The 10,972-nt window shown below is 73.5% G+C and carries 12 protein-coding genes; 5 read left to right on the forward strand and 7 right to left on the reverse strand.

The genetic code is table 11. The features are described 5' to 3' along the window. Positions 1 to 478 precede the first annotated feature (478 nt). Positions 479 to 1,429: a VOC family protein gene (locus ACOJUI_RS01015; RefSeq protein ID WP_422116251.1), complete on the forward strand. Its 951-nt coding sequence runs from the start codon at positions 479 to 481 to the stop codon at positions 1,427 to 1,429. Between the two features lie 46 nt (positions 1,430 to 1,475). Here ACOJUI_RS01015 and ACOJUI_RS01020 read toward each other — a convergent pair whose 3' ends face one another. The 4 genes from ACOJUI_RS01020 to ACOJUI_RS01035 form a co-directional block, all read right to left on the reverse strand. After that, positions 1,476 to 1,661 carry a hypothetical protein gene (locus ACOJUI_RS01020; protein ID WP_422116252.1) on the reverse strand — a complete coding sequence of 62 codons (186 nt, stop codon included), beginning with the start codon at positions 1,659 to 1,661 and terminating at the stop codon, positions 1,476 to 1,478. Beyond that, positions 1,658 to 2,401, reverse strand: coding sequence for a DsbA family oxidoreductase (locus tag ACOJUI_RS01025; protein ID WP_422116253.1), 744 nt, complete (start codon positions 2,399 to 2,401; stop codon positions 1,658 to 1,660). Before ACOJUI_RS01025 ends, ACOJUI_RS01020 begins: the two co-directional genes overlap by 4 nt. A 159-nt stretch (positions 2,402 to 2,560) precedes the next feature. Continuing rightward, entirely contained in the window at positions 2,561 to 3,493 is a 933-nt protein-coding gene (gluQRS, locus tag ACOJUI_RS01030) for a tRNA glutamyl-Q(34) synthetase GluQRS (RefSeq protein WP_422116254.1), read from the reverse strand. Positions 3,494 to 3,653: 160 nt separating this feature from the next. Further along, the gene (locus ACOJUI_RS01035) at positions 3,654 to 4,427 is read right to left on the reverse strand and encodes a hypothetical protein (protein ID WP_422116255.1); all 774 of its coding nucleotides are present in this window, start codon (positions 4,425 to 4,427) and stop codon (positions 3,654 to 3,656) included. A 216-nt stretch (positions 4,428 to 4,643) separates the two neighbouring features. On the opposite strand from ACOJUI_RS01035, the gene ACOJUI_RS01040 reads away from it, so the two are divergent. Beyond that, complete coding sequence (locus tag ACOJUI_RS01040; RefSeq protein WP_422116256.1) at positions 4,644 to 5,183, forward strand: peptidylprolyl isomerase; 540 nt, start codon at positions 4,644 to 4,646, stop codon at positions 5,181 to 5,183. A 140-nt stretch (positions 5,184 to 5,323) separates the two neighbouring features. Here ACOJUI_RS01040 and ACOJUI_RS01045 read toward each other — a convergent pair whose 3' ends face one another. Then, positions 5,324 to 6,136: a VIT1/CCC1 transporter family protein gene (locus ACOJUI_RS01045; protein ID WP_422116257.1), complete on the reverse strand. Its 813-nt coding sequence runs from the start codon at positions 6,134 to 6,136 to the stop codon at positions 5,324 to 5,326. Positions 6,137 to 6,297: 161 nt separating this feature from the next. Here ACOJUI_RS01045 and ACOJUI_RS01050 point away from each other — a divergent pair, with 161 nt between their 5' ends. Both ACOJUI_RS01050 and ACOJUI_RS01055 read left to right on the forward strand, forming a co-directional pair. Continuing rightward, the gene (locus ACOJUI_RS01050; RefSeq protein ID WP_422116258.1) at positions 6,298 to 7,452 is read left to right on the forward strand and encodes a winged helix DNA-binding domain-containing protein; all 1,155 of its coding nucleotides are present in this window, start codon (positions 6,298 to 6,300) and stop codon (positions 7,450 to 7,452) included. Positions 7,453 to 7,496: 44 nt separating this feature from the next. Beyond that, a complete protein-coding gene (locus tag ACOJUI_RS01055; protein WP_422116259.1) occupies positions 7,497 to 8,417 on the forward strand; it encodes a rhomboid family intramembrane serine protease in 921 nt (306 codons plus the stop codon). A gap of 627 nt (positions 8,418 to 9,044) precedes the next feature. Here ACOJUI_RS01055 and ACOJUI_RS01060 read toward each other — a convergent pair. After that, entirely contained in the window at positions 9,045 to 9,671 is a 627-nt protein-coding gene (locus tag ACOJUI_RS01060; RefSeq protein ID WP_422116260.1) for a pyroglutamyl-peptidase I, read from the reverse strand. Between the two features lie 38 nt (positions 9,672 to 9,709). Between ACOJUI_RS01060 and ACOJUI_RS01065 the strand changes: the two genes are divergently transcribed. After that, on the forward strand, positions 9,710 to 10,369 hold the full coding sequence (locus ACOJUI_RS01065) for a GNAT family N-acetyltransferase (protein WP_422116261.1): 660 nt from the start codon (positions 9,710 to 9,712) through the stop codon (positions 10,367 to 10,369). 54 nt (positions 10,370 to 10,423) lie between these two features. On the opposite strand, the gene ACOJUI_RS01070 is transcribed toward ACOJUI_RS01065, so the two are convergent. Continuing rightward, positions 10,424 to 10,906 (reverse strand): lamin tail domain-containing protein, encoded by a 483-nt coding sequence (locus tag ACOJUI_RS01070; RefSeq protein WP_422116262.1) that lies wholly within the window; start codon positions 10,904 to 10,906, stop codon positions 10,424 to 10,426. Positions 10,907 to 10,972: the final 66 nt, after the last annotated feature.

The raw sequence follows: 10,972 nt of genomic DNA on the forward strand, positions 1-10,972 counted from the left end.
GGTGGCCGCCGCCGGGGGAGCGGCGGCCGCGGTCCTGAGGTGACGGGGCGATCGCCGGGTCCCCGAGCGGGAGTTTGGTCCCGGTCCCGCGGCTCGGAGGTCTCCTATCGTGGAGCCAGCGCCTCCCCCTGGGGATTCCGGGGGTCGAGGTCGTCGGAACGCCGGGTCGGCAGGGGAGAGCGGATTCGGTGACAGGGCGGTGAGCACAGCTCACCGCCCTGACTCCGTCGAGCGGTGCACCTCGGCCTGGAAGGCTGTTCCCGTTCCGAGCGCTGCGAAGTCGGGGGAATCGCTGACCGAGCGCTGCGAAGGCGGGGGAACGGGTGTCCCTAACCCCCGACCCTGCACCCCGGTTCCCCCGGCGCGCCGGACCGCCCCCCGGCCCGCGCCGGGGTGCCGCGAGGCACACCCAACTGGTTGAAATTTCCACCAAAGCGGGGGACACTGGAGTCATCGCCGTCCGATCGGAAGGATCACCATGACCTCCTCGCCCACCACCGCCCCGGGCTCCCACCGCCCCGCCGCCGACGAGCGGCATCTGCCCGACGATCTCGCCATGGACGCCGTCACCCTGCGCGTCGGCGACCTCGAGCTGATGAGCTCCTACTACGAGAACGCCCTGGCGCTGACCCCGATCGAGGAGCAGGCCAAGGTCAACGGGGAGGTCCACCGCGTGCTGGGCCGCGGGACCGTCCCGTTCGTGCGCCTGATCGCGACCCCCGGCCTGCCCGCCGTCGACCCCCGCCAGGCCGGCCTCTTCCACACCGCCTTCCTCTTCGAGGACCAGGCCGCGCTCGCCGGGACCGTGCTGCGCGCCGCCCAGGACCCGCGCTCCCGCTTCGCCGGCACCGGTGATCACCTGGTCTCCGAGGCCTTCTACTTCGCCGACCCGGAGGGCAACGGCATCGAGCTGTACTGGGACCGCCCCCGCGACCAGTGGCAGTGGACGAACGGCCAGGTCGCCATGGACACCCTGTTCCTGGACCCGAACACCTACCTCTCGGAGCACCTCACCGAGGACGTCGCGACCCAGCCCGGGCTGCGGCCGGGCATCGTCGGCCACGTGCACCTGCAGGTCGGTGACGTCGAGACGGCGCGGCGGTTCTACATCGACACCCTCGGCTTCGAGACCACCGTGGGCACCCATCCGGGCGCCCTGTTCGCCGCGGCCGGCGGGTACCACCACCACGTCGCGATGAACACCTGGAACAGCCGCGGCGCCGGCCCCCGCGCCGCGGGTCTGGGCCTGGCCGACGTGGCCATCACCGTCCCCGCCCGCGAGGACCTCGACGCGCTGACCGCCCGGCTCACCGCGGCCGGGCTCGACTTCGCCGACGAGGGCCGCTCCGTCTCGGTCACCGACCCGTGGGGCACCCCGGTGACGCTCAGCCTGCCCGGCACCAGCACCGAGGAGCTGCTCACCCGTTGACCCCGCAGCGCGCGCGGGGGCGGTGCCTCCGCGCAGCGGCGGCGCCTCAGTCGCAGAGGCCGTCCGCCGTGCAGGTGGAACCGCCCGCGACACCGTCCCCGATCAGCGACGTCAGCGAGGACAGCGGCCGCGGAGCGCGCATCGCGGTGGTGCCCGCCTCGACCGCGGCGGGGGCGCCGGCGTCCTCGCGGTCGCGGTCCGTCGCTCCCGGCTGCGGAGCCGCCCCGGTCATGACCCGGCCTCCTGCGACGCCGACGGGTCGGACGAGTCCTGCGCGGTCCGGGCCTCCTCGGCGATCTGGCGCAGGGCCTGGCGGAAGGCATCGGTCGGCAGCGCCCCCGGGGCGGTGTACTTCTCGTTGAACAGGAAGAACGGCACGCCGCGGGCTCCCATCGACGCCGCCTCGCGCACCTCGGCCTCGACGTGCTCGTCGTGGGTGCGCCCGGCCAGGGCGGCGCGCGCGGCGTCCTCGACCAGCCCCGCCGCGACCGCGCGGCGGATCACCACGTCGGCCTCGAAGGGGTTCACGCTGCCGGTGAAGTAGCCGCGCTGGAGATCCATGAAGAAGGCGGTCGCGGCCTCGGCGCCTCGGAGCTCGCCGATCGCCTGCATCACGCGGTGCACGCCGCGGGTGTTGGCCATCGGACGGTCGGTGACGTACTCGCGGCCCATCTCGCGGGCCATCTGCTGGATCTGCGACTCCATCTCGCGGACCTTCTCGGCCGGCATCCGCTTGGCCTCGACCAGGTGCTCGACGTTGGTCGTCGCCGCCTCCGCGGGCGCCGTCGGGTCCAGCTCGAAGGAGTGGGCGCGCACGCGGACCTGGTCCGCCAGGCCCTCCGCCGCGATCGCATCGTGCAGGCGGGACTCGCCGATGTAGCACCAGGGGCAGACCACGTCGGTCCACACGTCGATGGTGATCAGGGGCTCGGCGGCGCCCGTCCCGGTGGGCGTCTCGGGTGGGGTGGTCATCGCGGTCCTCCGTCGTGGTGCGGGTGCCGGCGAGTCGCGCGCCGGGTCCTTGAAAACTGTACTGCGCGGTGCCGGGCACCGGGACGGTTCAGCTCCCGGCGCAGACGGTCGCCGACGCGACGGGGCAGAACCCTCAGTGGCGCTCTCCTGAGGCGCGACTCAGGCCGGCAGCTCCACCACCCACGGCTCCCGCGGCAGCATGGACGGGTCCCAGCGCTCGAGCACGTCGGTCGCGGTGCGGCATCCGGGCAGGCCCAGGGACTCGCCGATCCGGCCCACGACCTCGGGGACGCTCTCACCGCGCTCGAGCCGATCGCGCAGCGTGACCGCGCCGTCGCGCTTGGCCAGGCGCGCGCCGTCGGTGTTCACCGCGAGCGGGACGTGGGCGTAGCCGGGCTCGGGCAGACCCAGCAGGTGCGCGAGGTGGGCCTGGCGGGGAGCGGAGCTCAGCAGGTCATCGGCCCGCACCACCTGGTCCACCCCGGCCGCGGCGTCGTCGACCACCACCGCCAGGTTGTAGGCCACCACCCCGTCCCCGCGGCGCAGCACCAGGTCGTCGACCACCCCGGTCACCTCCCCGGCCCAGAGGTCGTGGACGCTCCAGGTGGGGACATCGGTCCGCAGACGCAGGGCGGGCTCCCGGCGCAGGGCGCGCATCCGCTCGCGGCCCGCCGCGCGGGCGGCGGGGGAGAGGTCGCGGCAGGTGCCGGGGTAGGCGCCCGGCGGGGAGTGCGGGGCGCTCGGCGCCTCGAGGATCTCCCGGCGGGTGCAGTAGCACTCGAACACCCGGCCGCGGGACTCGAGGGTCGCGATCGCCGCCGCGTAGGCAGGTCCGCGCTCGGACTGGTGGACCACCTCGCCGTCCCAGTCCAGCCCCAGGGCCGCGAGGTCCTCGAGCTGCCGCTGCGCCGAGCCCTCCCGCACCCGGTCGAGGTCCTCGATCCGCAGGTGGAAGGCGCGCTGCGTGCGGCGGGCGAGCGCCCAGGCCAGGATCGCGGTGCGCAGGTTCCCCAAGTGCAGGTCACCGCTGGGGGAGGGGGCGTAGCGGCCCGCCCCCGACGCGGCAGGGGGCGGCAGGTCCGGAGCGCTCATGACTGCCGAGTGTACGGACCGCGTGCACCGGTCCGGCCGGCGCTCGGCGCGGCCCGCGCCGCCTGCCGCTGCACGTGACGACGGCGCGGCGATCGCCGTCCGGGGACGGGATCACCGCGCCGTCAGGCACGGACTGCTGTGCGCAGCGCCGAGGCGGGCCTCAGGCGTCGCCGCGGTGGCTGCCGCGCTTCTCGTCGTCGATGGACGTGTCCGGATCGGACTCGACCTTGACCTCCTTGGGCTCCAGATCGGAGCTGCGGTCATCACCCTTCAGGGCCGAGGCGACATCGCCGGCATCGGCCGAGCCGACGGTGTCGGAGACGGCCGAGGAGTCGTCCTCGGTGCCGGCCGAGGCCGGGTAGTGCGCACGGGCGAAGTCGGCGGGCGGGGCCCACGGATCCTCGACCGGACGGGTCTTCTGCCAGGCCACGTAGCCCGCGACCGCACCGGCGGCCGCGAGGCCGACGATCAGCAGCACCTTGCCGGCGCGACCCTTCTTCTTGGGCTGCGGGGTGGGCTCGAGGACGGCAGCGCGGATGTCGGCCTGACCCTTGTCGAGCTCCTTGCGCGCCGCGTCGACGGCCGCCTTCAGCACCGTGCTGGTCGTCTCGGCGGTCTTGCGGGCGCGCGGCAGGTAGTCGTCCTGCACGTCGTGGCGGATCTTGTCGGCGCGGGGGCCGACGGCCTGGGTGATCTTCTCGGACTGCTCCCGCAGTCGCTGCTGCGCCTCGGGGGCGTAGTGGTCGTAGAGATCGGTCGCGCGGGTGCGGGCCTCGCGGGCGCCCTCGGACACCGCGGGGCCGACGGTGGAGGCGAGCTTCTGCAGCTCCGCGATGGCCTGCTCGGCGCGGCTCGCGGTGGACGCGGCGAGCACCGCCGTCTTCGCGGCCTGCTTCTTCGCCTTCTTGGTCTCACGCTTCTTGGTCAAGGCCATGAGGTTCCCCTTTCGGTCGTATCCGTCGGGTCGGGCCGACGATGGTCCCTGGACCCAGGGCATCCCGGAGGACGCCATGAGCCCGTGTGGCCTAACTCTAACGCGACCGGCCCGACAGGTCCCAGGCGAACGGTCAGGTTCGGGCCGGCTCCTAGTCCGCTCACAGCGCATCGGCAGCGGCGAGGTCGGGACAGGTGTCTGTGCGAGGATGACGCCATGTTCGCAACTCTTCACACCAATCACGGGGACATCCGTCTCGAGCTGTTCCCGAACCACGCACCCAAGACCGTCGAGAACTTCGTGGGTCTCGCCGAGGGCACCCGCGAGTTCTCCGACCCGGAGACCGGCGAGAAGGTCACCCGTCCGTTCTACGACGGCGTCATCTTCCACCGCATCATCTCCGGCTTCATGCTCCAGGGCGGCGACCCGCTGGGCACCGGCACCGGCGGCCCGGGCTACACCTTCGACGACGAGATCTCCTCCGAGAAGAACTTCAACGAGCCCTACGTGCTGGCCATGGCCAACGCCGGCAAGCGGATGAACGCGATCACCGGCAAGCCGGCCGGCACCAACGGTTCGCAGTTCTTCATCACCGTCGGCCCCACCCCGCACCTGCAGGGCAAGCACACCGTCTTCGGCCAGGTCGCCGACGAGGACTCCAAGAAGGTCGTCGACGCGATCGAGTCCGTCAAGACCGACATGCGCGACCGTCCCCTCGAGGACGTCGTCATCGAGAAGGTCACCATCGAGAAGTGAGCCCTCGCGGGCCCTGCCCGCAGTGCTGAGACGGCCCGCCCCCGAGCATCGGGGGCGGGCCGTCGTCCGTCCGGGCGCTGCTCGCTGCGGCGGGAGCCGTGGCGAGCGGAGCGGACGGGATGGTCGCGCCGGGTCGGGGCTCAGGCCATCGCGACGCCGAGCGCGGCCCCGATCCCGTAGGTGACCAGGATGGCCAGCAGCCCGCCGACGATGGTGCGCAGCGTCGCCCGGCGCGCGTTGGCCTGACCGAGGGTCGCGCTGGCCATGCCCAGCAGGGCCAGCGCCGCCACCACCGCCGCCATCGTCGCGGGCAGGCGCAGCACGGGCGGGGCGGCGAGGATCGCGACCAGCGGGATCACGCCGCCGATCGCGAAGGAGATCAGCGAGGTGACCGCCGCGCCCCAGGGCGAGACCACCGCGTCGTCCTCGACGTTGTGGCGGAACCGGGTGTGGGCGCCGAGGGCGTCGTGGCGCTCCAGGGAGTCGGCGACCGATTCGACCACGTCCGGCGGGATCCCGGTCTCGGTGAGGGCGTCGACCAGGTGGTCGTGCTCGGCCTCCGGCTGAGTGGCCAGCTGCTCCCGGGTGCGCGCGATCAGGGCGCGATCGGTGTCGCGCTGGGTCGAGACCGAGACGTACTCGCCCATCGCCATCGACAGGGCGCCGGCGATCAGCGAGGCGAGGCCCGCGATCAGCAGCCAGCGGGTGTCGGTGGTAGCGCCGGCGACGCCGACGGCGAGGCCGGCGACCGAGACGATCCCGTCGTTCGCGCCGAGCACCCCGGCTCGCAGTCGGTTCACCTTCTCCGAGCGGGAGCTGCGCTGCTCACCGTGGTCGGTGGCGCGGCGCTCCGGTGCCGCCGGGGTGGTGCGGGAGGCGGGTTCTGCGCGGCGGCCGACGGGGGCCGCGGGAGCGGGGCCCGGGAGCGTCGCGGGGGTGTCGATGAGTGCCATGCGAGCACTCTATTGTCTGGACTGAGTCCAGACAAGCAAGGTTAGGCTGTGCTGACCTGCGGTGATGGAAGGCTCACCTCACTTCGGCGCCGGTCGTCGGCGGGCCGGGAGCCGAGCGCCCAGGGGGTGCTCGCGTCGGCCCCCGCCGCTACGCTCGCCGCATGATGCAGCGCCACCTCGCCGGGGCCCGGATCCTGGCCCAGGGCCTCGCCGGCGCCCCGCGCTTCGCGAGCGCCGCCGCGGCGGCGCGGGCCTTCGGCGCCCTGCAGGGGCAGGACCTGCCCGGGGTGATCGCCTCCCTGGCCCTGCGCACCGGGGGTGACGTGTCCGCGGTGCTCGCCGCCTTCGACCGCGGGGAGGTGGTGCGCGGCTACCCGATGCGCGGCACCGTCTTCGCCGTCGCCGCGGACTCGCTGGCCTGGATCACCGAGCTGTGCGCGGCCGGTCCGCTGCGGGCCGCGGTCGCCCGCCGCACGCAGCTGGAGCTGACGGACCAGCACGTCGACCGCGCCCGGGAGGTGCTCGAGGAGCTGGCCGGCCCGCACTCGCGGCCGGGCAGCGGACGCGGGGTGCTGCGCGCGGAGCTGCAGGCGGCGTGGGAGGCGGTCGGCATCCCGGTCGCCCAGGGCCGCGGCTACCACGTGCTGGCCGAGCTCATCGCCGGCGGCGACGCCTGCTACGGACCCTGGCGCGAGCAGGAGACCGCGGTGGTCCTGGCGCGCCACTGGCTCACCACCGGCAGCGATCTGGCCGGCACCTTCGACGGCGACCGGACCGCCGCCACCGCGGAGCTTGCCCTGCGCTACTTCACCACCCGCGGCCCGGCGGGGGAGCGGGACCTCGCCTGGTGGTCCAAGCTGCCGCTGCGCGCGATCCGCGCCGCGCTGCCCCTGCTCGAGGACCGGCTCGAGAGCGGCGTCGCCGGCCGGGACGGCCGCCTGCACGCCGTCGCGGCCGACGCCCGCGGCGACAGCGCCGAGCGGCTGTGGTGGCGTCCCGGCCTCCTCGAGGAGTACGCACGGGCCGAGCGGGACACCCAGCGGGAGCTGCTGCTGCCCGGCTTCGACGAGCTGGTGCTGGGCTATCGCGACCGGCTCTTCCTCATGGACGAGGAGCGGCACCGCGCGCTGGTCCCCGGCGGCAACGGGATGTTCCGCCGCTGCGCGATCCGCCGCGGCGAGGTGGTGGGCACCTGGACCCGCCGGGGCCCGGCCGGCCGGCGGACGCTGGACCTGACCCCGCTGCGACCGGTGAGCGAGGCCCAGCTCGCCCGCTTCGAGAAGCTCTTCGCCGCCTTCCCGGTCACCTCCCCCTGATCCCGCACCGGGCGGTGCCAGGCCGGCGTGGTGGAATGACCCCCATGGACAGACCCAGCTATGGCTACAGCGCCGAGGACACCCCGGGCCCGCAGAGCACCCCGGTGTGCCCCCGGCATCCGGACCGGGTGAGCTACGTGCGCTGCAAGCGCTGCGACCGCCCCGCCTGCCCGGAGTGCCAGCGCCCCACCTCGGTGGGCGTGCTGTGCGTGGACTGCGACCGGGAGCTCGCGCAGCAGCAGGCCTCGACCCGGCCCCGCAACGCCCTGGGCGGCGGCATCGGCCGGCGCACCCCGTACGTCACCTACACCGTGATCGCGCTGTGCGTGCTGGCCTACGTCGGGCAGATGCTCGCCCCGCAGGTGGTCCAGCAGCTGGGGGTCTTCGCGCCCTTCCGCGCCCTGTACATGCCGTGGACCTTCTTCACCGCCGGGTTCCTGCACGGCGGCATCATCCACCTGCTGCTGAACATGTACGCCCTGTGGGCGGTCGGGCAGTACCTCGAGCAGACCATGGGCCACGTCCGCTATGCCGCGGTGTACCTGGCCTCGGTGCTCGGCGGCCACACCGCCGTGTACGTGCTGGCGAACCCGCTCGGCATGGACTGGGTGACGGGCACGCTCGGCGCCAGCGGCGGCGTGTTCGGCCTGTTCGCGGCGATGTTCATCGTCAACCGGCGCCTCGGCGCCCAGAGCGCCCAGATCCTGGTGCTGATCGGACTGAACCTGGTCATCACCTTCACCATCCCCAACATCTCCTGGCAGGGGCACCTGGGCGGGCTCGTGGTCGGCGCGGCCGTGACCGCCGGGATGTTCGCTCTGCGCCCGCGGGCCACCCCCGGTGCGGACCGGCAGGCCCTGGCCCGGCGCTCCGCCCTCGCCCACTCCGGGGTGATCGCCGCCGCGGTGTTGCTGTGCGTGCTGCTGATCGCCGTCAAGGCGCTGACGGCGGCGCCGCTCTTCTGAGCCACCGGCGGCCCGACCCGTCTGCCCCCCGGCGTCCCGGTGGGCCCCGGGCGGCCCGCCCGTCGCCCGGACTTTGCGCGCTGAGGACCCGTCCGCCACTGGTGATCAGTCCTCAGCGCGCAAAGTCGGCGCACGGGCGGCCGGCGCGGGACGGCCGGGAAGGAGATCCGGTGAACTACACCGATGTGACTATCCCCAGGTGTGGACGGAAATGGGGATAAGTACAGGGAGCGGTGGGGATTACCGGGCACGACGGTGGAAAACCGGGGACTCGCTGTGGACGGACGGTGGGAGAACCGCTCGCGGGCAGTGTTCACCGCGGGCACCGGATCTCGTCGACCCTCGGCGTCCTGGCCTGCGCGGATACCGCCGCAGGCAGCCGTCCCGCGGGGCCTTCGAAGCGGAAAGGCGCCGTGACCTGCACGGACGCAGGCGATCCCCCGCTGATGCGAGAAGCGACCGCATCGGAACCGGTGCCGCGGTGATCCCGAGCGCGACACGTCCGGCGCACCGCGCGCACCTGCGGAACTACATGCATGTCATTCATCAACTTTGTGGATATCTCTGTGGATGACCGGTGGGGATTCCCGCCGGACAGGCGTGGCCCGCTGTGGACGAGCGCCTCGGTCAGTGCTCGGCGCCGCCGATCAGCGGTTCGTCCACCTCGGTGCGCAGCGCAACCTCCACCATCCTCACCAGCGCCCGTGCGACGGTGAGGGGGTCGACGACGTCGGCCGAGGGCACATGGACGAAGCCTCCCCGGGTGCCGCCCAGCGCGGCGTCGGTGGCCAGCAGGTGCTGCAGCCGGTAGAAGACGTCGTTGCAGACGTAGGTGCCGGCCGACTGCGACACCGCTCCGGGGACGCCGTCGGGGAGCGCGGCGACCATCGCCTTGATCGGCAGGGTGCTGAAATAGCCGACCGGCCCGTCGGCCACCACCGGCTCGTCGACGGGGGCGGCCCCCGCGTTGTCGGGGATCCGGGCGTCACGCACATTGATCGCGACCCGCTCCGGGGTGATCCCGGCCCGGCCCGCCGCGAGCCCGGCGGCGACCACCAGGCGGGGACGATGCTCGCGCACCGCGTGCACGAGGAGGTCCCCTGCCCGATCGAACTGCACCGGCAGCTCGAGGGCCTCCACGTCGAGGCCGCGCTGCCGCAGCACCGGGGCGGCCCGGCGCACCGCCTCCCACGACTCGTTCACCCCGGCCCCGTCGAAGGGGGTGAAGCCGGTCAGCAGCACGTCGATCGCCATGGTCACAGCCTAGGAGGGAGCCGACCTATCCTGTGCCGATGACGTCGCCGTTCCCCGAACTCGCCACCCTGTTCCCGCCCTTCGGCCTCGTGCTGCGCGCGGGGCCGCTCACGCTGCGCCTGCTCGCCGATGCGGACCTGACCGAGTACGCGGCGCTGCTCCGTCGGCCGATCTTCGAGGACCCGCAGTCCCCGGCCGTGTTCGGGTGGTACCGGGCCGAGCCGGAGGTGCGCGTGCGCGAGGCGCTGCGCTTCCAGTGGCGCCTGCGCAGCGAGGTGAGTCCGGAGCGGTGGGCCCTGCCGCTGGGGATCTGGACCGAGGGCCGGCTGATCGGCTGCCAGGACGTGGCCGCCGAGCGCTTCGCCGATCGCCGCACCGTCACCTCCGGCTCGTGGCTGACCCTGGATGCGCACGGGCGGGGCTTCGGGACGCTCATGCGCCAGGCCATGCTGGTGCTCGCCTTCGACCAGCTCGGCGCCGAGCGGGCCGAGTCCGCCGCGGAGACCGGCAACCACGCCTCCGTGGCCGTCTCCCGCGCCTGCGGCTACGTCGACAACGGCGTCCAGATGTCCACCGAGCCCGGCCCCGCGGTGCTGCAGCAGCGGTTCCTGGTGACCCCGCAGCAGTTCCGTCGGCCGACGGTGCCGGTCGAGGTCGAGGGCGTGACCGACGAGCTGCGGGCGCTGCTGGGGGCCTGAGGCGGCGGGCGGGACCCGGGTCCAGCGCTTCGCGCGCCGCCGGCGTCCCGATGCTCAGCAGGTCTTCGTGCTCGCCGTGCCGTTGCTCGTGTACTTGCAGGTCTCGAGGAGCTTGCCAGCACCGTTGTAGGTGCGGGCGCTGTCGCCGGTGTTGTTCCAGATGTAGCTGGCCTTGTTCCAGTACAGGGTGGTCGTCGAGTTCTTGCCCGTGCCGGAGCGGATGGTGAGGGTCTTGCCCGCGGCCAGCTTCGTGCCCTTCGGGAAGGAGAACTTCTGCGGCCCGTCGTCGCGGATCGTGTACCCGGTCAGCGTCAGGGTCGAGCTGCCGGTGTTCTTGACCTGGATGTACTCCTGCGTGTACCCGGAGTTCTTCGCCGCGTCCTTGCCGGGCGGGTCGAAGTGGATCTTCACGATGTCCAGCGGCTTGACGACCGCCGCCTCAGCGGCGGGAGCGGCGAGGGCCGTGGTCGCGGCCACCAGGATCAGGGCGAGCAGGACGGCCAGGGAACGGGCGCGGACGAGAGCGGAGGTGTGCATGGGGGCCCCTGAGGACGAGGGCGATCCGCGGGTGGCCGTCCGAGAGGTCGGCGGTGGTCCTCAGGA

This window comes from Brachybacterium sp. UNK5269 (genome assembly GCF_049266655.1).
In the GTDB taxonomy this organism is placed as follows: Bacteria; Actinomycetota; Actinomycetes; order Actinomycetales; family Dermabacteraceae; genus Brachybacterium.